The organism is Bacillus infantis (assembly GCF_008180445.1).
Classification (GTDB): domain Bacteria; phylum Bacillota; class Bacilli; order Bacillales; family Cytobacillaceae; genus Bacillus_AB; species Bacillus_AB infantis_B.
This window is the reverse complement of record NZ_VTER01000004.1, coordinates 332471-354235: the sequence shown is the minus strand read 5'-3', so window position 1 is coordinate 354235 and position 21765 is coordinate 332471. Positions and strand designations below refer to the sequence as shown.

Here is a 21765-nt window from a genome sequence, read left to right as displayed (position 1 = left end):
CTTTAATTTATTGGTTTCCGGCCGGCAGCAGAACAAAATCATCAGCTAAAATAATTTCTGATTTTCCCTGCCAGCTCCTCCTTCTTTTCCTCAAGCTGTCTGAAACGATGTCCATTTGCCCCGGAAGGATGGGGAAATCCCGATAAGCAGAGTTCAGGTTTGATCAGCCCGCTGCTTACCCATTCTTCCATTATGCTGTCAGCCGCCTTGCCGAGGGGGATGATCAAGGGAGAATCCAGCGGCTGTATATCCGTTCTGAATGTTTCTTCTGCATAGCTCAGCAGAAACGGGCTCCGGCTTAATTCCGGGGCATGGCCTGTGTAGTTCTTTCCTTTATTGAAAACAGGATATTTTACCAGTGAGCATGTATGAAGGATAGAATCAGCTTCGTGAAAGAGCTTCATGGAGCAGTCGATGCCAAGGCACTCGGCCAGACCTATGCTGTCCAGCATTTCCGCCAGATTTATTCTCATGGGACCTGAGAAGCGCCCTTCTGCTTTCACTCTCTTCAGCATCTCCGAGTCAGGAATCTTTCCAATCAAATGCCTTGCGAGCGAGAAGGCTTTGTTCATTTGCGCCCATCCTGGCGTGATGCCGAGTATTAAAACTTTAGCTCCGGCATTCACATATTCATTATGGGGCGAGTAATAGATCTGGAGGGCTCCGTATTCTTCAATCAGCATTCCCGGATGCAGCAGGTCTTCTTTTGTATATGTTTCTTTTAAAGGAAGCTTTTCAATTTCGTCTTTATACCTGGTAAACAGCATATCCCTCTCCTTTCCCTGCCATTATTCATGATACCCATATTCTCTGCATGATAAAGAATCTCCTCCTCTGCTTCTGTCCGATAAACCATTTATGGAAAAGGGATAAATATTGTCATATTGCTCCTGGAACAACATACATTTCTTAGTAGCGAAAATAAAAGACAGTAAAGCTTATAAGGAGGATTTTTGTGGAAACAGTTGCAGCCTTTTTGCCAAAAAATTTATCAGACAAGCTGAAAAATGTCCCTCCTGAAATGATGGAGCATCTGGAGGAAATCAGGATCAGGATCGGCAGGCCGCTTGAAGTGACAGCCAAAGGCATTCCCTGCTTCCTGCCCTATACAGTCGGGGCCGAAGATGCCGTCCATTTAATGAATAAAATCAGCCATTTTTCAATCTACACATTGGAAGAAGAGCTAAAGAGGGGCTATATCACAATAGAGGGCGGACACCGGGTGGGGCTTGCCGGGAAAGTCATCCTGGATGGAGGGAAAGTCAAGGCCATCCGTGATATATCTTCCTTCAATATCAGGGTGGCAAGAGAGAAGATCGGGACAGCAGACAAGCTGATACCCTATTTATATAGCAGCGGGTGGCTCCACACTATGGTAGTCGGTCCGCCCCAGACAGGCAAAACCACACTGCTGAGGGATATTGCCCGCATCGTCTCCTCTGGTGCAGCGAATCCAGCTATTGCGGCACAGAAGGCCGGCATAGTGGACGAGCGGTCCGAGATTGCCGGAAGTGTCAGCGGCATACCCCAGATGACCTTTGGGCCAAGGGTGGATGTCCTTGATGCCTGCCCGAAGGCGGAAGGAATGATGATGATGATCCGTTCCATGAGCCCGGATGTACTGCTCGTTGATGAAATCGGCAGGCAGGAGGATGGGGAAGCCATCATGGAGGCTGTCCATGCGGGAATCAAACTGATGATGACAACCCATGGACGTTCATGGGAAGAAATAAAGAACAGACCAACATTAAAGCAGATCCTTGAAAGCGGAATTTTTGAAAGATATGTGATTCTGGACCGGACAGGCGGCCCGGGGCATATTGCATCAATCCTGGACAAGTCAGGCAGGGAAATCACCCGGGAAGCGGCGGTGAACCTGGCATGATGAAGATCATCGGCGCCTGTTTCATCATCTTGGCCACTACATGGGCGGGATTTGAGGCATCAAAGCATTTGAATGAAAGGCCGCGCCAGCTGCGGCAGCTTAAATCAGCGCTTCAATCGCTGGAAGCGGAAATCATGTACGGGCATACACCGCTCCACGAAGCGGCAAGAAGGCTTGCTGCCCAGCTTTCAAAGCCGCTGTCCTGGTTTTTTGAATCTTTCTCAAAGAAGCTTACAGATTCGGAAACAACTGTCAGGGCAGCCTGGGAAGAAAGCCTGAAAGAAGTATGGAAGCTGACGGCCTTCAAGCAGGGGGAATTTGAGATCATGAAGCAGTTCGGGGAGACCCTCGGCCGCCATGACCGGTTTTCCCAGCAAAAGCAAATCATGCTGGCACTCTCCCATCTGGAAAGGGAAGAAGCCGATGCCTATGAAAGACAGGCAAAATACGAACGAATGGTAAAAAGCCTTGGCTTCCTGTCAGGTCTCCTGTTGATCATTCTATTGATTTAAACCAGGGCTCGCACACGATGGAAGGAATATTTAAGCAGCGTATAGGAGGAGAAATGATGGGACTAGAGGTTGATATTATTTTTAAAATTGCCGGAGTAGGGATCGTAGTCGCCTTTTTGCACACCATTCTGGACCAGGTCGGAAAAAAAGAGTACGCACAGTGGGTCACTTTATTCGGCTTTATCTATATCTTGTTTATGGTTGCCTCGATAGTGGACGACCTCTTCCAGAAAATTAAGTCGGTATTTTTATTTCAAGGATAAGGGAGGGCTCAGCGATTGAGATCTTTCAAATAGCAGGCATCTCGCTGGTTGCAACCTTCCTGGCACTGGTCGTAAAAGAGCAGAAGCCCAACTTTGCTTTTCTGCTCGTTGTCTTTACCGGATGCAGCATTTTCCTGTTTCTCGTTGACCAGATTTATGCCATCATCCATATGCTTGAAAAGATTGCGTTAAATGCCAAAGTGAATCTTGTCTATGTAGAAACGATCCTCAAAATTATCGGGATCGCTTATATAGCGGAATTTGCGGCCCAGATTACGAAGGATGCAGGACAGGGTGCAATTGCCTCGAAGATTGAGCTCGGCGGCAAAATACTGATTCTGGCGATGGCCATCCCGATCCTGACTGTCCTGATTGAAACGATCATCCAGCTGATACCCAGTTAATGTCCCAGCAATCAGTTTCTTTAAATGAGGTGAATAGATGAAGCAGCGGCTGCCGTTTATTTTTCTAGCAGTATTATTTCTCACCATCTTATGTGCCATACCGGATGTACAAGCCTCCGGGGAAAATGAAGGAGAGAACGGGCCAAGGGGGGCTGAGGCGCTGGTTGAAGCCCAGCTTGAAACCCTTGAGCTTGATGAGCTGAAAGGTTTCTGGGAAAAAGTTTCAAATGAATATGGCGGCTTTTTGCCGGAAAGCCAGAAAGGCAGTTTATACGAATTTATTAAGGGAGATAAAGAGTTTTCCTTGAAGGAGTGGATGCTCGGGGGGATGAAGTTTCTCTTTCATGAGTTTCTCGTAAATGGAAAGCTGCTTGGGTCTCTCATCATCCTGACGGTCTTCAGCATGTTTCTGCAGTCCCTTCAGAATTCTTTTGAAAAGAGCTCTGTCAGCAAAGCTGCTTATTCCATCATCTTTATGGTTCTGGTGATCATCGCGCTGAACAGCTTCCGGGTTGCGGTTGATTACAGCATAGAAGCGATCAGCACAATGACCTCTTTCATCCTGGCGCTCGTCCCGCTCCTTTTGGCACTGATCGCTTCGTCTGGCGGGCTGGTGTCGGCTGCATTTTTCCATCCTGTCATACTGTTTCTGATGAATATCAGCGGATTGTTCATCCAATATGCGGTGCTGCCCCTTCTATTTCTTTCAGCGGTCCTCAGCATCGTGAGTGTCCTTTCAGAAAACTACAAGGTGACGCAGCTTGCCAATCTTCTGCGGAACTGGAGCATAGGCCTTTTGGGATTGTTCGTGACCATTTTCCTTGGGGTCATCTCGGTGCAGGGAGCTTCTGCCGCAATTACGGACGGGGTGACCTTGAGGACCGCGAAATTCATCACAGGAAATTTCATCCCCGTTATCGGAAGGATGTTCACGGATGCCACAGATACGGTCATCAGTGCATCAGTACTCTTGAAAAATACAGTGGGGATCGCGGGAGTCGCGATTCTGCTGATTATCGCAGCGTTTCCGGCAATCAAGATTCTTATGATTGCTTTTATATATAAATTTGCAGCAGCTGTCCTCCAGCCGCTCGGCGGGGGCCCGGTCATCGCCTGCCTCGACATCATCAGCAAGAGCGTCATCTACGTATTTGCGGCACTCGCCCTTGTGTCTCTAATGTTTTTCTTAAGCATAACCGTCATAATCGCTGCCGGAAATCTGACCATGATGATGAGATAGGGGTGACCGATATGGAGTTCATAAAAGAGTGGGTTACAAACATCATATTATTTGTTCTGCTGGCAACTGTTGTGGACATGCTCCTGCCGAATTCAAGCCTGCAGAAGTATACGAAGATGGTGACCGGTCTGCTTCTGATCACCATCATCCTGTCTCCGGTCCTCAAGCTGTTCACCCAGGATTTTGAAGAAGCCATTGGAAAAATCAATATCACTGAAACAGCGGAAGATCATAATATGGAAAATTTGATAGAAATGAAGAAAAAAGAAATACAAGCTTCAACCAGTGCATATATTTTAGAAGAAATGGCTGTCCAATTGAAAACGGACGCAGAAAAGGAGCTGATGGAACAGTACGGATTGGAAATTAGTGATGTCAGTCTAATCGTGGATGAAAATAATCAGAGTGCCTTCCCTGAGAATCTGGAGAAGGTCAGCATCCAGCTAAAGCAGCAGGCTCCTGAAGAAAAAGCAGTCGAAGTGGTCTCCATGGTAGAAATCAATACGAATCAACCCTTTCCATCAAGCACAGAAACAGATGAATCAAACAATATCGCTTCACTTCTTGCTCAAAAATGGAATATCAAGGAAGAATCTATCGAAGTCATGATAGAAGGGGGGAACAAGGAATAATGGACAATGAAAAGGGGCCGCTGGCTTGGATAAAGAAACACCTGATGGGAAGCGGTGAAAATAAGAAGCAGGGAAAATATCAATATTTGCTGATCGCTTTATTATTCGGGGCGGCGATCATGCTCATCAGCAGCTCCTTCTTCAAGGAGGAAGCAGCTGGCGGAGTGCTTCCGGCTTTCAGCAGCGAGGAAGGGAAAGAAGCCGAAGATGTCCCGGCCTTTGGCCAGAAGAAGGCCGGCGGTAACGGGTCTATCACTGATTATGAAAAAGCGTATGAAGCCCAGCTGAAGGAAGCGCTCGATTCCATTATTGGTGTCGATGATGTCACGGTTGTTGTCAATGTGGATGCGACCGAGAAGAAGGTGTTGGAAAAGAATTCCACAACCAAGTCCCAAACGACCGATGAAACCGATCGGGAGGGAGGAAAAAGGAAAGTGGAGGATATGTCCAAGGAAGACCAGCTGGTAATCATCAGAGATGGAGAAAAAGAGGTTCCGATAGTGGTCGAAACGAAGAAACCTGTCATACGGGGAGTACTCGTCGTCGCTAAAGGGGCCGATAACATACAAGTAAAAAAGTGGATCATTGAGGCTGTAACGCGGTCGCTGGATGTGCCAAGCCACCGTGTAGCTGTAATGCCAAAAAAATCTAAGGGGGAATCCTGAAATGCTATTGAAAAAACAAACAGTCTGGCTTTTAACTATGCTAAGTTTAGTTGTCGTGCTCTCTGTCTACTACATTACTACTCCTGAACAAAAAAGCAATGATCTCGCCGCAATCGGGGAAAAGGCAAATGAAGAAACCGCAGGTGCAAAAGAGTCATCTGCTGAAGAAACTGCTTCTGAAGATGGCGAAACAGTCATCTCCGGGGTTTCCAGCGATGAAATGTTCGAAACGCTCCGCATGCAGATGGAAGATGAGCGCAGCCGGATGGAAGAGGAACTGACCAATGTCATGGCCTCCACAGACCTTTCCGCTGAAGAACGGAACGAAGCAAAGGAAAAAATCGACCAGCTTAGAGATGTTGCCCAGAAAGAAATCCTTCTTGAAACAGTCATCAAAGCCATGGACTATGAAGACGTCCTTGTAAGGGCAGACGGAGAAAAAGTCCGCATCACCATCAAATCAAAAGAACACTCGCCAACAGCAGCCAACGAAATCATCCAAATGGTAAAAGGCGAAATCCCTCAGCTGCAGGTAGCATCAGTAGAATTTGAACCTGGGAAATAGAAAAGCGGAGGCGACTGTTCCAACAAGGAACGCAGGCTAAATGCGCCACGTCCTGTGGCAACGCCTGCATGACCCGCATCCTGCGGGCCTCAAGCATAAGGCGCTTTGGAATTGAAGGCGTTCTTTGCCTTCGGTTCCGAAGTGGCTTATGACTCGAGGGGCTAGGCTTTGGAGCTGGACAAATAAAAAAGCGGAGGACGCTCTCTCAGCACCTTCCTTGCAGGTATAAAAGAGGCAGTGCATCATTGAATGCACTGCCTCTTTATTGTGGTTTCACTTACTTTTTCTGAAACTCCACCAGATCCTCAAGTGAATGATGAGCCTTTTTTATCGACGAGAAGATGTCTTCGTTTTGTTTTGCCTGCTCTCCGACTGAAGCAGAAAGCTCCTCAAGTGAAGCGCTTGCCTGCTCGATCACAGAGCTGAATTCTGTGACTGCATTCCCGATTGAATGGGAGGATTCCTTGATTTGCCTTGTCATGGAGCTGTATCTGGCAATATCCTCTTTCAGCCTGATGAAAGCTGTGAAGATTTCCTCAAACGCCTGCTGGGTGTCCGAAGTGAGCGTCAGGTTGCCGGTAATGGTTTTTCCTGCAGCTCCGAGGTCTTCTTTTGCTGCCTCAGTCTCCGAAATAACCTCCTGCAGATTTTCAGAAATCATGATGGCCGTTTTCCTTGTCAGGTCGGCGAGCTTTCTGACTTCATCTGCCACTACTGCGAATCCCTTCCCGCGTTCTCCTGCTCTGGCAGCCTCAATGGAGGCATTCAATGCAAGCATATTTGTTTGAGATGCTATCTCCTGGATTGAATCGGTAAAAGCAGAGGTATCCTGTATCCGCAGTGAAAGGCTGCTCATCTTCTCTATCGCGTTCTGCATTTCCTTATATGATACGCTCATTTCTTCCGCCAATCTGCCGACAAGGTCATCGCCTGTCCGGGTGATCAGCTCGGCTGAAGCCGCATCCTGATGGAGCTTTTCTGACAGCAGGGTGGTGTCTTCTGCCTGTTTGTTTGCGACTGACAGGGATTGGTTGATTCCCATGATTGCCTCGGCCTGGATCTGCATCCCGGCGGAAACCTCGGCAATAGATTGGGACATGCTTAATGCAGCTTCAAGATTTTTGCCGCTTCTCTCTTTCACCTGTTCAATCATTTCAGAAATATCAGCTGTGCCCCTGTCTATGGCCCTCCTGATCTCCTGATCGGTTTTCAGGAGCTGTGCTGTCTTTTCCTGAGAAAGAACAATGTTCTCGGCAAGCTTGCGGGATATGGAAAATTGAAACGAAAGGAGTACCGTTACTAAAAGGTAAAGCAGATAAATTGTCACATAATTCTTCATTTCCAATGGAAGGGTGCCATGATGAAGTGCTGCAAAAGCTGTAATGAGTATGATTCCAAGAAAAAATGCCAGCCAGAGCAAGAGTGTATCCATATAGATGGCTGCTGCGGCAATGATGAAAAATGTGAGGAAAAAAGCTGTTGGCGAGACACTGTTTTCCATGATGATGAACATGACGGCAGTAATCAGGATCATACTTGTATACGGAACAATATGAATGGCGGATGGAATGCGGTGGAGCATCCAGACAATGCAGAGGCCAATGCCACCGGCAATCAGAATGGCAAGGATGACAGCCAGTTCCTTTTTCATTATAATATCTACAGCAGCAGCTAAGATAACGCTTACAAAAGCCGATTTGACAATCAGTGAATTTTTTCGGGATAAATCTTCCCTTTTTATGCTCTCAAGCTTTTCCATTAAGGTGTCCTCCGTCGAAATAAGTCTAATGCTGTAAGGTTTCGCTGTGCACAGGCATATTTCCTTTGAGGAATTTCACAAAAATTGAAAAAAACATTAAAATAGAAGGGCAGGATGCAAAAAGGTCCTGCTGCTTGAAAGAAGCCGGTTGAACTTTGGTGTGGTCTTATCGTATGATATTAGTATCTAGTCATAATTTTATTTAGGACAAGGGGTGCCGAATGGTATGTTAAAAGTACAAGAAATACGCGAGCTGATAAAGCTTGTTGATCAGTCTACTATCGATGAATTTGAATATGAGCACGAAGGATCTAAAATTAAAATGAAGAAAAGCGCGGCTGCAGAGGCTGCTGTTATCCAGCCTGCGGCAGTGCAAAGGGCCATTGAGGTGCCTGTCCAGCAGCCTGCAGTTCCTGCGGCTTCTATTCAGGAAACAGCTCCGGCTGCCGTCCAGGAAGCTCCAAAGGAAACTGTACAGGATGCAGACTTACATAAAATCACCTCACCTATGGTAGGGACTTTCTATGCTTCACCATCGCCTGATGCCGATGTATATGTCAAATCAGGTTCAAAGGTATCAAAGGATTCTGTTGTGTGCATCGTTGAAGCCATGAAGCTGTTCAACGAAATCGAAGCAGAAGTGAATGGGGAAATTGTGGAAATACTGGTGAAAGACGGCCAGCTGGTCGAATACGGACAGCCATTATTTTTGGTGAAGCCTGAGTAAGGAGAGCTTTCGATGATAAAAAAATTATTAATTGCAAACAGAGGGGAAATTGCGGTACGGATCATCCGTGCCTGCAAGGAAATGGAAATAGAATCTGTTGCTGTCTATTCGGAAGCTGATAAAGAAGCATTGCATGTACAATTGGCGGATGAAGCATACTGCATCGGCCCGACAGCCTCCAAAGACAGCTATCTTAACTTTACGAATATCATTAGTGTTGCTAAACTGACAGGGTGTGATGCCATCCATCCCGGTTATGGGTTCCTGGCGGAAAATGCTGCTTTTGCAGAACTGTGCCGCGAATGCAACATCATCTTTGTAGGCCCGACTCCCGAAGCCATCAATAAAATGGGCACGAAGGATATTGCCCGTGAAACGATGAGGGAAGCGGGAGTGCCGATTGTCCCTGGTTCACAGGGTGTCGTAAAGGATGTGGATGACGCCAAGGCACTGGCCGAAAAGATTGATTATCCCGTCATCATCAAGGCGACGGCCGGCGGAGGGGGTAAAGGCATCCGTGTAGCCCGCACCGAAGAAGAACTGGTTAAGGGAATCAATATCACCCAGCAGGAGGCCCTTACTGCTTTTGGAAATCCTGGCGTTTACATTGAAAAATATATTGAAGATTTCCGCCATGTGGAAATTCAGGTCCTTGCTGATAACTATGGCAATACACTTCATTTGGGCGAGAGGGACTGTTCGATTCAAAGAAGGCTTCAAAAACTCCTTGAAGAGACGCCATCTCCCGCACTCGACGGAGAAATCCGCGAAGAAATGGGGGCGGCCGCTGTCAAAGCTGCAAAAGCGGTTGATTATACAGGCGCCGGCACTGTAGAATTTATATATGACTATCAGAACCGAAAGTTCTATTTCATGGAAATGAACACCAGGATACAGGTAGAGCATCCTGTCACAGAAATGGTGACGGGGGTCGATCTGATCAAAGAACAGATCAAGGTTGCATCCGGAGAAAAGCTTGCCCTTCGCCAGGATGAAGTTACCTTTAATGGCTGGGCGATCGAGTGCAGGATCAATGCGGAAAACCCGGAGAAGAACTTCATGCCTTCAGCCGGGAGGATCAGCATGTACCTTCCTCCTGGCGGCCTTGGCGTCCGGGTCGATTCTGCAGCTTATCCTGGCTATATGATTCCGCCATATTATGACAGCATGATTGCAAAGGTCATTACCTATGGCAGCAGCCGGGAAGAAGCCATTTCCCGCATGAAGAGGGCCTTAAGCGAATTTGTGGTCGAGGGTGTGCACACGACCATTCCATTCCATCTTAAGCTGCTCAGCCACGAGAAATTTGTGGAAGGACAGTTCAATACCAAGTTCCTTGAGTTGTACGAAGTGATGAAGTCTGAAGATTAACCGGAGGTGCTGTAATGAGCGAGAACATTTTGGAAATGAGCCAGGGAAATACTGGGCATGGAAAAGTAGAAATAGCTCCTGAAGTCATTGAAGTGATTGCAGGGATCGCTGCCTCTGAGGTAGAAGGGGTTGCACAGATGCGCGGCAATTTCGCCTCAGGAGTCGTCGAGCGTTTAGGCAAGAAAAATCATGGTAAAGGCGTCAAGGTTGAATTGTCTGAGGAAGGCATCAAGGTAGAGGTGTACTGCCTGATGAAATTTGGCATCTCAATCCCCGCCGTCGCCCAGGAAATCCAGGATAATATCCGCCAGGCCCTGTTGAACATGACTGCTCTTGAAGCACAGGAGATCAATATCCATGTGGTGGGCATCTTATTTGAAAACCAGAAGCTTGAGCCTGAAATTGAACAGGAAATCTGATCAGAAGAGCCAAAGACAGCTAATGTCTTTGGCTCTTTCCATTACTGGACCTGCAGAAGGATATGGAACTTTCTTACAGGCAGTATAAAAAAACACCTATGAATATAAGGCATAATGGCAAAAATATTGATGAACACAGTGCGAACCCGCTTTAGTTATGCTATTATCTTCTTATGTTTATTTGGACAAAGATGCCTAAAAGGAGTTAAAGAATATAATGAAAAGAAGAACAGCGAGAGAAAAAGCATTACAGGCCCTGTTTCAGATTGATGTGAGCCAGGCAGATCCTTCGGAAGCAATCGACCATGTGCTCGAGGGAGAAGAAGGAGACGATTATCTGACACTTCTGGTAACCGGTGTACTTGAAAATAAAGAGGAAATTGACAGTCTGATCAAGCAGTATCTTGAAAAATGGAAGCTGGAACGCCTTGCAACAGTTGATCGCAACCTTCTCCGCCAGGGGGTCTATGAGCTGAAATACAGCAAAGATGTCCCGGCAAATGTTGTCATTGATGAGGCGATTGAAATTGCGAAGATATTTGGCGATGATAATTCCAGCCGTTTCATCAACGGTGTCCTCTCGAAAGTGAAGGATAACCTGGAGTCTTAAGCGTCCTGCCTGTCCCGGCCGGACCAAAGCATTCACTGCCCTGTCTCTATCCAGTTTAAATGTGCGATATGCCTGTTTCAGCCGTTTTGGCGTGACGGATGGCCTTATTTAAACTTATAATAGGGAGGGGCTTTTTACGCTGTTTAGATTATTTACAGAATAAACAGCAAATGGCATGTGGATACCCAGCCCTTTAAAAGGAGTATGCTATGAAGGAACAGCGTTATCTGACCGTAGGCGCTCTAACTCTATACATAAAACGAAAATTTGACCATGACCCGCATTTGCAGGAGATATTTGTTAAAGGCGAGATCTCTAATTTTAAGAGGCATTCGAGCGGACATATGTATTTCACGCTGAAGGATGAGAAATCCCGGATCCTGGCAGTCATGTTTTCCCGTTCTGCACGTTCAGTGAAGTTTGAGCCGGAGAACGGGATGAAGGTGCTGATCAGCGGTGAAATCTCTGTCTACGAGCCGAGCGGACAATATCAGATTTATGTCAAGCAGATGCAGCCGGATGGAGTAGGGGATCTTTTCCTGGCCTTTGAGCAGCTGAAGGAAAGGCTCCAGAAAGAGGGGCTGTTTGCTACAGACCGCAAAAGGCCCATCCCGAAATTCCCGAAAACTGTTGGAGTGATAACGTCCCCGACAGGAGCTGCAGTAAGAGATATCATCACCACAATCAAAAGGCGCTTTCCGATTGCCAATATATTGATTTATCCGGCACTTGTACAGGGTGCCCAGGCAGCTCCGTCTGTTGCTGGCGCCATTGAACTTGCAAACCGGCAGGCCGAGGCTGATGTCCTGATCGTCGGTCGCGGCGGAGGATCGATCGAAGAGCTTTGGGCCTTCAATGAAGAGCAGGTGGCAAGGGCGATCGTTGCATCGGACATTCCGGTCATTTCGGCTGTCGGGCATGAAACGGACTTTACAATTGCCGATTTTGCCGCCGACCATCGCGCCCCCACACCAACCGGGGCGGCAGAAATGGCGGTTCCGCATATCGATGAATTGGCTGAAAGGATTTTAAACCGCCAGTCCAGGCTTATCAGAGCGATGAGGGAAAGAGCAGTCCTGCAGCGGGAACGATTGGGCAGACTGCAGAAGTCATATGCATTCCGCTACCCGCAGCGGCTGTACGAACAAAAGCTTGAACAGGCAGACAAGATGACAGAACAGCTTAAAAGAAGCGCCGGCAGGCTTGCAGAGCTGAAAAGCGAGGAGCGGGACAGGCTGCTGCAAAGGCTTATGAGAAATCATCCGAAAGATTTGTATACGGAAGCGAAGGAAACCCATTCACGCGGCAGCCGTGCACTCGGCAGGGCTATGAAAGAGGTATTGACCACGAAGCAGAAGGAATTCAGCGGCATGGTTTCAACCCTTGAGGCGCTGAGCCCGCTTAAGATTATGGACAGAGGCTACAGCTTGGCCTATAGCGGGGAAGGCAAGCTCCTGAAGAGTGTCACCCAGGTTGAAAAGGGCGATGATGTCCAGGTGAAATTGGCAGATGGAACTTTTAATTGCAAGGTGACAGGCAAAGAGGAGTGATAGAATGGCTGCAGAAGAAAAAATCACATTCGAAGAAGCGATGAAAAAGCTTGAAGGAATTGTAGAAAAGCTGGAAGAAGGCGATGTGCCGCTCGAAGAGGCCATTGCCATCTATAAGCAGGGCATGGAGCTGTCCAAGCTGTGCCATGATAAGCTGCAAAGAGTGGAAGAACAGCTGACGGAGGTTCTGACAGAAGAAGGCAGGAAAGAACCGTTTGCCGTCGAGGAGGAGGAGTAATGGTGCCGAATGTACAGCTTGATTCTTTTTCAGAGGTCCATATAAAGATGCTTGAGCGTGAGCTGGAGGAAAGTGTCAGCAGACTGGCCGCCCCGGAGGTTCTGAAAAAGGCCATGCATTATTCCCTGCAGGCCGGGGGCAAAAGGATCAGGCCGCTCCTCGTATTCGCTACTCTCAAGGCTTTTGGGGAAGATACAAAAAAAGGCCTGCAGGCTGCAGCTGCTGTGGAGATGATCCATACCTACTCCCTTATCCATGATGACCTCCCAAGCATGGACGATGATGATCTCAGGCGGGGGAAGCCGACCAGCCATAAAGTGTTTGGCGAGGCCAATGCCATCCTTGCTGGAGACGCACTGCTGACATACAGCTTCCAGCTTCTTGCACAGATGGCTCCTGAGGATGCTGATGCGGAAGTGAAGCTGGCTTTGATCCATGAGCTTGCAAGGGCTTCGGGCGCAGAAGGCATGGTAGGCGGCCAGACGGCAGATATTGAGGGAGAGGACAAAGACCTTGATCTTGAAGAGCTTGAATACATACATGTGCACAAAACCGGGAAGCTTCTTGCATTCAGTGTTGCTGCAGGGGCTCTCCTCTCGCGTGCAGAGGAAAGCCGGCTGAAAAGCCTGAATGAATTTGCCCACCATCTGGGCCTTGCTTTCCAAATCAGGGATGATATCCTTGACCTGGAAGGAAATGAAGAGGTTCTTGGAAAGCCGGTTGGCAGTGATGAAACCAACAATAAAAGCACCTACCCATCCATTCTCACTATGGAAGGAGCAAACAAGGCGCTTGAACATCATATAGGGATGGCAAAGGCCCGGCTGCAGGAAACAGGCCTTGAAATCCAGCTGCTGGAAGAGATAACCAATCTGGTGGCGAACAGAGATCACTGATTAAATGGCAGTTTCTGCTGATCCTGCAGCTGCCGGATATGAGAAGGAAGCCGTTTGCCGCATCGGGCCGACGGCTTTTTCTTTGGTCGGAAAGTGATTGATTCTGCAGCTTATAGACAGGACAGAATTCCCTTTTTGCATTCAGCAGCTATGCTTTTCTTTAGTGAAACGGTTCCTGCCCTCCGGCAGATCTGGTTGTCCTATAAGGGAAATCAGTTGGAAAATCGGGTGCAATGCGGTACTCTTATGGTACAATGCAGGGAATATGCTATATTTTGTTGTGGAAAATTGTCATATCGTTATAATAAAAGAGAATTAATAATAACAGTGATTTAAAAAGAAATGAAAGTGAGTGATCCAAGACATGGATCTATTATCGATTAAGGACCCTTCATTTTTAAAAGGGCTCTCAAATAAAGAACTGGAAGATCTCAGCCAGGATATCAGGAATTTTCTTATAGAAAAACTTTCAGTGACAGGCGGCCATATCGGACCTAACCTGGGTGTCGTTGAACTGACGATCGCCCTCCATAAATGCTTTGAAAGCCCAAAGGACAAGTTTCTCTGGGATGTGGGCCACCAGTCTTATGTCCATAAGATACTTACAGGCAGAGCCTGTGAATTTGATACCCTCAGGCAATATAAAGGACTATGCGGTTTTCCGAAGCGGATTGAAAGCGAACATGATGTTTGGGAGACCGGGCACAGCTCGACTTCTTTATCAGCGGCCATGGGCATGGTCATTGCGAGGGATTTGAAAAAAGAGGATTCCCATATCGTCCCGATCATCGGGGATGGCGCACTGACAGGCGGGATGGCGCTTGAAGCGCTCAATCATATCGGACACGAGCAAAAGAATATGATTGTCATCCTCAATGATAATGAAATGTCGATTGCACCAAATGTCGGGGCCCTGCACAATGTTCTCGGGAAACTCCGGACAGCCGGCAAGTATCAGTGGGTGAAGGATGAGCTCGAGCTTCTCCTCAAAAAAATCCCTGCTGTCGGCGGGAAGCTTGCATCAACTGCTGAACGAGTAAAAGACAGTTTGAAATATCTTCTGGTTTCGGGCATGTTTTTTGAGGAAATGGGCTTTACGTACTTAGGCCCGATCGATGGCCATAATTTTGAAGAGCTGTTTGAAACGCTCAGCTATGCAAAGAAAACAGAAGGTCCTGTCCTTCTGCATGTGATCACAAAGAAGGGGAAAGGCTATTCCCCTGCTGAAAAGGATACAGTCGGGACCTGGCACGGGACAGGCCCATACAAAATTGATACAGGCGACTTTGTTAAACCGATCAACCCTCCGCCGGCCTGGAGCAAGCTTGTCAGTGAAACCGTAAGGAAGCTGGCGAGAAAGGACAGCAGGATTGTTGCAATCACTCCTGCCATGCCTGTAGGATCAAAGCTTGAAGGCTTTGCCAGCGAGTTTCCGGACCGCATGTTTGATGTGGGTATAGCGGAGCAGCATGCAACAACTGTCGCAGCAGGGCTTGCCACACAAAATATGAAGCCGTTCCTGGCTATCTATTCGACCTTCCTGCAGCGTGCCTATGACCAGGTGGTGCATGACATATGCCGCCAGAACCTGAATGTCTTCATCGGAATCGACCGCGCAGGCCTTGTGGGCGCTGACGGTGAAACCCACCAGGGTGTATTTGATATTGCCTTCATGAGGCATGTGCCAAATCTGGTGATGATGATGCCGAAAGATGAAAATGAAGGCCAGCATATGGTCAACACTGCTCTCGCTTATGATGACGGCCCGATTGCGATGCGCTTCCCGAGGGGCAACGGAATCGGTGTGCCGATGGATGAGACGCTGATCAAAATCCCTATCGGCACTTGGGAAGTGCTGAAGGAAGGGGACGATGCTGCAATCCTTACCTTTGGAACAACCATCCCGATGGCGATGGAAGCAGCAGCCCAGCTGGAAAGGCAGGGTTACTCTATCAAAGTCGTCAATGCCAGATTTATCAAGCCGCTGGACAAAAAAATGCTGACAGAAATATTAGGTTTGAATATGCCGATACTAACCATAGAAGAAGCTATCCTGCAGGGCGGTTTCGGAAGCGCCGTCCTTGAGTTTGCCCATGAAAACGGGTTCCATCAGGCAGCAATCGAGCGTATGGGAATCCCGGATGAGTATATTGAACATGGAAGCGTAAAGGAACTGCTCGAAGAAATCGGCCTGACCTCTGAGATGGCCGTACAAAAGCTCGCAAAACTTGCGAGAAAAAAACAAAAAAGGGCTTAACAGATGAAAAGTAAGAAAGAACGTTTAGATGTATTGCTCGTAGAAAGAGGGCTTATCGAAACAAGGGAAAAGGCAAAGCGCGCCATCATGGCCGGACTTGTCTATACAAACGAGAGCCGCCTCGATAAGCCTGGTGAAAAGGTAGGCGCCGATATTCCGCTCACAGTGAAAGGCAAGCTGATCCCCTATGTAAGCCGCGGCGGACTGAAGCTTGAAAAAGCGATCAAAGAGTTTGATGTGGACATTTCCGGCAAGGTGCTGCTTGATATAGGGGCATCAACCGGCGGCTTCACTGACTGTGCGCTGCAGAATGGGGCGAGGATGTCATATGCATTGGATGTAGGCTATAACCAGCTTGCCTGGAAGCTGAGGCAGGACGAGCGGGTGGAGGTAATGGAAAGGACCAACTTCCGCTATGTGACTCCTGCCGATCTGGCAGGGGAGATGCCTGATTTTGCGTCGATCGATGTATCGTTTATTAGCTTGAAGCTTATTCTGCCTGTGCTAAAAACCCTGCTGGTTTCCGGGAGTGATATTATTGCGCTTGTAAAGCCGCAGTTTGAAGCAGGACGTGAGCAGGTCGGAAAGAAAGGGATTGTCCGCGACCCCAAGGTCCATGCAGATGTTATCGACCGCATGATCCGCTTTTCCCTGGAGCAGGGATATGATGTCAGAAACCTTTCCTATTCCCCGATAACAGGAGGGGACGGCAATATTGAATTCCTTCTTCACCTGAGGTGGGAAGGGGAAAAGGAAACAGGCATAAATGGACTTTCTGCTTCCGTGGATGAAATAGTCAAGGAAGCTCATGCCGAGCTGAAATCAAAGCAGCAGAAAGAAGAGGAATAAGCATCATGCTTATTCCTTTTTTTCGGCGCCGGACCATCGAATTATGGCGGTTCTTGGCTATTCGTGCTGCCTATTGCAGAAAAAATTGTACATTCAGCAGAAAATCGGCTAACATATGGATAGAAATCAGGTTTCGACTGCCTATAGAGGTGATAAAGTGAATAAAGGACAACGACATATTAAAATAAGAGACATCATAGCCAATAATGATATTGAAACACAGGATGATCTTGTGGACGAGCTGAAAAATGCCGGTTTTAATGTGACCCAGGCAACTGTATCAAGAGATATAAAAGAACTTCATCTTGTAAAAGTTCCTTTGATGGATGGAAGATATAAATACAGCCTGCCGGCGGATCAAAGGTTCAATCCGCTGCAGAAATTAAAACGCAATTTAATGGATGCTTTTGTCCGGATCGATACTGCCGGCCATTTGCTTGTTATGAAAACGCTGCCCGGGAATGCGATGGCAATCGGCGCACTGATAGACAATCTTGACTGGGAAGAAATTCTCGGTACGATTTGCGGCGACGATACCTGCCTGATCATCTGCAAAACACCTGAAGATACTGAAGTGATATCCAACCGCTTCATCGATATGCTTTAAATTGGGGTGAAATTCTTTGCTAAGTGAATTATCCATTAAAAATTTCGCTATTATAGAAGCCCTTTCTGTTTCATTTGAAAAGGGCTTAACTGTATTGACTGGGGAAACGGGCGCAGGCAAATCGATCATCATCGATGCCATCCACCTTTTAGTGGGCGGACGGGGGTCTTCGGAGTTTGTCCGGCACGGCGAGCAGAAAGCTGAGATCGAGGGTCTTTTCCAAATAGACGGACCGGACCATCCCTGCTATAAAAAATCAAGGGAATTTGGGATTGAGATCGAGGACGGGATGGTGGTCCTTCGCCGGGACATCTCACGGACAGGAAAGAGTGTATGCCGGGTTAATGGAAAGCTGGTGACCATTTCTGCACTCCGGGAAATCGGATCGACTATCATCGACATCCATGGACAGCATGAGCACCAGGAATTGATGGATGAAACCCTGCATTTATCATTGCTTGATCAATTCGGATCTGAGGAAATCATGCCGGCCCTGCATGAATACCGGGAAGTATTCCAATCTTATGAACAAACAGCCAAAAAGCTCAAGAATTTGAGTGAGAATGAGCAGCAGATGGCCCACAGGCTAGATCTGATTCAATTTCAGCTGGAGGAAATCGAGGGAGCCGGGCTGAAAATCAACGAAGACGAAGAGCTTTATGAAGAAAAAACGAAGCTGGGGAATTTCGAACGGATCTATGACAGCATGCAGGCTGGCTATACTGCCCTTCAAGGGGAGCAAAAGGGGCTGGACTGGATCGGCCTTGTTATGGGCCATCTGCAGGAAGCGGCTGAACTGGATCCTGAATATAAGGAAATGGCAGATGCTGTATCCAACAGTTTTTATATGCTTGAGGATGTTTCAAGCGGTCTGAGGAGCAAGCTCGATTTTCTTGAATATGATCCTGCCAGGCTGAATGACATTGAAGAAAGGCTGACAGAAATCAATCAGCTGAAAAGGAAATACGGCAAGACAATCGAGGAGATCCTTGAATATGCATCAGGGATAGAAGAAGAAATTGAGACATTGCAGAATAAGGAAACACATATCGATCAGCTTCAAAAGGAGCTTTCTTCCCTTCAGAAGGATTTAAGCCTTGAAGCCGAGCAATTAAGCAGGCTTCGGAGAAAGAGCGCCAAAAAGCTGACTTCTCTCATCCATAAGGAACTGAAAGAGCTGTATATGTCGAAAACGGTGTTCGAAGTGAAATTTGAGGAATTGTCCAGCCGGGGCTACCATCGCAACGGTGCTGACAAGATAGAATTTTATATATCCACCAATCCGGGCGAGCCGCTCAAGCCCCTTTCCAAAGTCGCCTCGGGCGGTGAGCTTTCCAGAATCATGCTGGCTTTGAAAAGCATCTTCTCGAAGCATCAGGGGGTCACGTCGATTATCTTTGATGAAGTTGACACAGGGGTCAGCGGACGCGTCGCACAGGCAATCGCTGAGAAAATCCACCATGTTTCAAGGGATTCACAGGTTCTCTGCATTTCCCACCTTCCACAGGTTGCTGCAATGGCGGATACACATCTGTTCATCGCAAAGTCTACGCGTGATGGCAGAACCAAAACAACAGTGAAACCGCTCAATTCCGAGGATAAAATCAAGGAAATCGGCCGGATGATATCCGGGGTGGAAATCACTGATTTGACGAAAGAGCATGCAAAGGAATTGCTCGAGCTTGCCCAGCAAATAAAAATAACTTGAAAAGCTATCCAAAGAGGGTAGCTTTTTTTATATGGCCAAAGGTTATAAGTTCTCACTAAGGAGGCAAAATTAAAGATGTAGCCATTTGACGTGTGGACTAGAAGCGAGGAGAGTGAAGGTTTTGAATTTAGAGCTACTAAGAAGAATAATTGGTGGAATTCTCCTTGTTTCATTAATTGCAGCAGGGTTTTCCAAACCCTTTCAAGAATATATCAGCATTCCCAAAGAGATTACCCTATTTGAAGGTGAAACATACAATTTCAGCAAGGCGGCACCTGTGTCTGCATCAATAAAAACAGAAGCGGCGGCAGCTCTCAAGCAGGATGGAAGCGAGGTTGCCGTAAAGGGGAAGAAAATTGGAAAAGACGAGATGCTGCTTGAACTGGCAGGATTTCCAGTGAAAAAAGTTGATGTGAATGTATTGAGGGATTTTAAGGTCATCCCCGGAGGCCAGTCAATCGGGGTTAAACTGAATACGGTCGGGGTGCTGGTTGTCGGCCATCACCTTGTGGATGCAAAAGACGGCAAGGCGTCCCCCGGCGAAACTGCAGGGATTAAAGTTGGAGATATCATCACGCAGATAAACGGCCAAAATATTGAGAAGATGTCCGATGTGGCACCCTTTGTCCAGGAAGCCGGACAGACTGGCAAGGCGATGAAGATCACACTTACAAGGGAAAATGGCAAAATCAGCACCGAACTGACACCCCTTAAAGATAAGGCGGAAAATAATTTTAAACTGGGCCTGTATATTAGGGATTCTGCAGCCGGAATCGGCACCATGACCTTTTATCATCCAGGTTCTATGAAGTATGGGGCCCTCGGCCATGTAATTAGTGATATGGATACAAAAAAACCGATCGTGGTCGATGATGGGCAAATTGTCCGTTCGACTGTTACATCCATTGAAAAAGGAAGCAACGGGAATCCGGGCGAAAAGCTCGCAAGATTTTCTTCAGATAAACAGGTGATTGGGAATATTAAAAGAAACAGTCCCTTTGGCATTTTTGGCGAGCTGAACAGGGGCATGAAAAACGGAGTGCTTGATAAGCCGATGCCTATAGCGCTTTCTCATCAGGTGAAAGAGGGGCCGGCCCAGATTCTTACGGTTGTTGATGATGACGAGGTAGACCTGTTTGATATTGAAATTGTCAGCACTATACCACAGAAGTTCCCGGCAACAAAAGGGATGGTCATCAAAGTGACCGATCCTGAACTGCTGGATAAAACAGGCGGGATTGTTCAGGGAATGAGCGGGAGCCCGATCATTCAGAACGAAAAGGTTGTAGGGGCAGTCACGCATGTATTCGTGAATGATCCTACCAGCGGTTACGGCGTCCATATCGAGTGGATGCTTAATGAAGCAGGAATAGATATTTATGAAAAAAGCGAGGAAAAAGCAAGCTGAAATGTTTGGAGGAGGAAGAAGGCGTGCACCAGGCCTTCTTTTTTCTTTTGTGACTCTAAAGAAAAATCGACAAAAACCAGCCAAATGATCAATGCATTTGCGAATAAAGTCGAATGAGGAAGAAAACAGAAGAAAAATAAAGGTTTTATTAGGTTTTTAAGAAAAATTCAAAAAACAAAAGGAATTTCGTTTGCATTGTCGAATTTGTCATTTAGAATAGAACTAGATAGAAAAAGAGACCACAAATGGATTCGAGGAGGAAACAATACGTGAAAAAAATAAAAGTATGTATCGTGGATGACAATCGCGAGCTTGTCGGGCTTCTGGAGGAATATATTGCATCCCAGGATGATATGGAAGTGAGCGGGGTGGCCCATAATGGCCAGGAATGCCTGGAGGTACTGGAAGAAACTGAACCGGACGTTCTAGTCCTTGATATAATCATGCCGCATCTGGATGGGCTTGGAGTGCTTGAAAAGCTGCGTGAATCACGGAGATCATCGATGCCGAATGTCATCATGCTTACAGCTTTCGGCCAGGAGGATGTTACGAAAAAAGCGGTGGATCTTGGGGCTTCCTATTTCATCCTCAAACCATTTGATATGGAGAATCTCGCCGGCCACATCCGCCAGGTAAGCGGCAAGTCCAACCCGGTCATCCGCAAGTCCCAGTCATCCGCCTACAGAAGCCAAGAATCCAAGCCTAAAAATCTTGATGCAAGCATTACAAGCATCATTCATGAAATTGGTGTGCCTGCCCATATTAAAGGTTATTTATACTTGCGCGAAGCAATATCCATGGTCTATAACGACATTGAACTGCTCGGATCCATTACAAAGGTTCTTTACCCGGATATCGCCAAAAAGTATAATACCACTGCCAGCAGGGTGGAAAGGGCAATCCGCCATGCGATCGAGGTAGCATGGAGCAGGGGGAATATCGATAGCATCTCTTCTCTTTTCGGCTATACTGTAAGCATGACAAAAGCCAAGCCCACCAACTCGGAATTCATCGCGATGGTCGCTGATAAACTGCGCCTGGAGCATAAAGCTTCTTGAAAGGGCTAGGCATTTTTAAGGTTTTTTTATTTTATGCCGCGGCTGCCTGAAAGAAGGCCTTAAAAATGAAATCATATACTTTTAAAGGAGAGCATTCCATTCTGGGGTGCTTTTTATTTTGGCCAAAAAGACAGGATAATGG

At 47.2% G+C, this 21765-nt stretch carries 23 protein-coding genes; 21 read left to right on the top strand and 2 right to left on the bottom strand.

The genetic code is table 11. The features are described 5' to 3' along the window. Positions 1-41 precede the first annotated feature (41 nt). Entirely contained in the window at positions 42-767 is a 726-nt protein-coding gene (locus tag FZD51_RS09600) for a uracil-DNA glycosylase family protein (RefSeq protein ID WP_148974551.1), read from the bottom strand. A 188-nt stretch (positions 768-955) separates the two neighbouring features. Between FZD51_RS09600 and spoIIIAA the strand changes: the two genes are divergently transcribed. From spoIIIAA to FZD51_RS09560, 8 genes are read left to right on the top strand one after another with little or no spacing between them, the layout of a single operon-like run. Further along, positions 956-1885 (top strand): stage III sporulation protein AA, encoded by a 930-nt coding sequence (gene spoIIIAA / locus FZD51_RS09595; RefSeq protein ID WP_148974550.1) that lies wholly within the window; start codon positions 956-958, stop codon positions 1883-1885. Continuing rightward, on the top strand, positions 1882-2397 hold the full coding sequence (gene spoIIIAB / locus FZD51_RS09590; protein ID WP_148974549.1) for a stage III sporulation protein SpoIIIAB: 516 nt from the start codon (positions 1882-1884) through the stop codon (positions 2395-2397). Before spoIIIAA ends, spoIIIAB begins: the two co-directional genes overlap by 4 nt. 56 nt (positions 2398-2453) lie before the next feature. Next, positions 2454-2660, top strand: a complete 207-nt coding sequence (gene spoIIIAC, locus FZD51_RS09585; RefSeq protein ID WP_009794945.1) for a stage III sporulation protein AC — start codon at positions 2454-2456, stop codon at positions 2658-2660. 14 nt (positions 2661-2674) lie between these two features. Then, positions 2675-3064 carry a stage III sporulation protein AD gene (spoIIIAD, locus tag FZD51_RS09580; protein WP_148974548.1) on the top strand — a complete coding sequence of 130 codons (390 nt, stop codon included), beginning with the start codon at positions 2675-2677 and terminating at the stop codon, positions 3062-3064. Between the two features lie 37 nt (positions 3065-3101). Continuing rightward, positions 3102-4304, top strand: a complete 1203-nt coding sequence (gene spoIIIAE / locus FZD51_RS09575; RefSeq protein WP_148974547.1) for a stage III sporulation protein AE — start codon at positions 3102-3104, stop codon at positions 4302-4304. A gap of 11 nt (positions 4305-4315) precedes the next feature. After that, a complete protein-coding gene (gene spoIIIAF / locus FZD51_RS09570) occupies positions 4316-4936 on the top strand; it encodes a stage III sporulation protein AF (RefSeq protein ID WP_148974546.1) in 621 nt (206 codons plus the stop codon). After that, positions 4936-5601, top strand: coding sequence for a stage III sporulation protein AG (gene spoIIIAG, locus FZD51_RS09565; RefSeq protein ID WP_148974545.1), 666 nt, complete (start codon positions 4936-4938; stop codon positions 5599-5601). The genes spoIIIAF and spoIIIAG overlap by 1 nt, the downstream gene beginning before the upstream one ends. 1 nt (position 5602) lies before the next feature. After that, entirely contained in the window at positions 5603-6166 is a 564-nt protein-coding gene (locus FZD51_RS09560) for a SpoIIIAH-like family protein (protein ID WP_148974544.1), read from the top strand. Positions 6167-6443: 277 nt separating this feature from the next. Here the strand turns inward: FZD51_RS09560 and FZD51_RS26870 are convergent, their stop codons facing one another. Then, positions 6444-7043 (bottom strand): methyl-accepting chemotaxis protein, encoded by a 600-nt coding sequence (locus FZD51_RS26870; RefSeq protein WP_420886225.1) that lies wholly within the window; start codon positions 7041-7043, stop codon positions 6444-6446. A 1108-nt stretch (positions 7044-8151) separates the two neighbouring features. Between FZD51_RS26870 and accB the strand changes: the two genes are divergently transcribed. From accB to spo0A, 13 genes are all read left to right on the top strand, one after another. After that, positions 8152-8652 (top strand): acetyl-CoA carboxylase biotin carboxyl carrier protein, encoded by a 501-nt coding sequence (gene accB, locus FZD51_RS09550; protein WP_148974542.1) that lies wholly within the window; start codon positions 8152-8154, stop codon positions 8650-8652. Positions 8653-8664: 12 nt separating this feature from the next. Continuing rightward, the gene (gene accC / locus FZD51_RS09545) at positions 8665-10023 is read left to right on the top strand and encodes an acetyl-CoA carboxylase biotin carboxylase subunit (RefSeq protein WP_009794955.1); all 1359 of its coding nucleotides are present in this window, start codon (positions 8665-8667) and stop codon (positions 10021-10023) included. 14 nt (positions 10024-10037) lie between these two features. Next, positions 10038-10442 (top strand): Asp23/Gls24 family envelope stress response protein, encoded by a 405-nt coding sequence (locus FZD51_RS09540; protein ID WP_148974541.1) that lies wholly within the window; start codon positions 10038-10040, stop codon positions 10440-10442. A gap of 217 nt (positions 10443-10659) precedes the next feature. Continuing rightward, on the top strand, positions 10660-11052 hold the full coding sequence (nusB, locus tag FZD51_RS09535; protein WP_148974540.1) for a transcription antitermination factor NusB: 393 nt from the start codon (positions 10660-10662) through the stop codon (positions 11050-11052). Positions 11053-11261: 209 nt separating this feature from the next. After that, positions 11262-12602, top strand: a complete 1341-nt coding sequence (gene xseA, locus FZD51_RS09530) for an exodeoxyribonuclease VII large subunit (RefSeq protein WP_148974539.1) — start codon at positions 11262-11264, stop codon at positions 12600-12602. 4 nt (positions 12603-12606) lie between these two features. Continuing rightward, the gene (locus FZD51_RS09525) at positions 12607-12840 is read left to right on the top strand and encodes an exodeoxyribonuclease VII small subunit (protein WP_148974538.1); all 234 of its coding nucleotides are present in this window, start codon (positions 12607-12609) and stop codon (positions 12838-12840) included. After that, positions 12840-13736 carry a polyprenyl synthetase family protein gene (locus FZD51_RS09520; RefSeq protein ID WP_148974537.1) on the top strand — a complete coding sequence of 299 codons (897 nt, stop codon included), beginning with the start codon at positions 12840-12842 and terminating at the stop codon, positions 13734-13736. The genes FZD51_RS09525 and FZD51_RS09520 overlap by 1 nt, the downstream gene beginning before the upstream one ends. 364 nt (positions 13737-14100) lie before the next feature. Then, positions 14101-15993, top strand: coding sequence for a 1-deoxy-D-xylulose-5-phosphate synthase (dxs, locus tag FZD51_RS09515; protein WP_094767090.1), 1893 nt, complete (start codon positions 14101-14103; stop codon positions 15991-15993). A gap of 3 nt (positions 15994-15996) precedes the next feature. Continuing rightward, positions 15997-16842, top strand: a complete 846-nt coding sequence (locus FZD51_RS09510; RefSeq protein ID WP_148974536.1) for a TlyA family RNA methyltransferase — start codon at positions 15997-15999, stop codon at positions 16840-16842. 157 nt (positions 16843-16999) lie between these two features. Then, entirely contained in the window at positions 17000-17449 is a 450-nt protein-coding gene (gene ahrC, locus FZD51_RS09505) for a transcriptional regulator AhrC/ArgR (protein WP_009794964.1), read from the top strand. A gap of 16 nt (positions 17450-17465) precedes the next feature. Then, positions 17466-19157, top strand: coding sequence for a DNA repair protein RecN (gene recN / locus FZD51_RS09500; protein WP_148974535.1), 1692 nt, complete (start codon positions 17466-17468; stop codon positions 19155-19157). Positions 19158-19269: 112 nt separating this feature from the next. After that, the gene (spoIVB, locus tag FZD51_RS09495) at positions 19270-20565 is read left to right on the top strand and encodes a SpoIVB peptidase (protein ID WP_420886224.1); all 1296 of its coding nucleotides are present in this window, start codon (positions 19270-19272) and stop codon (positions 20563-20565) included. A gap of 269 nt (positions 20566-20834) precedes the next feature. Then, positions 20835-21623 (top strand): sporulation transcription factor Spo0A, encoded by a 789-nt coding sequence (gene spo0A / locus FZD51_RS09490; protein WP_148974533.1) that lies wholly within the window; start codon positions 20835-20837, stop codon positions 21621-21623. The last annotated feature ends 142 nt before the right edge of the window (positions 21624-21765 follow it).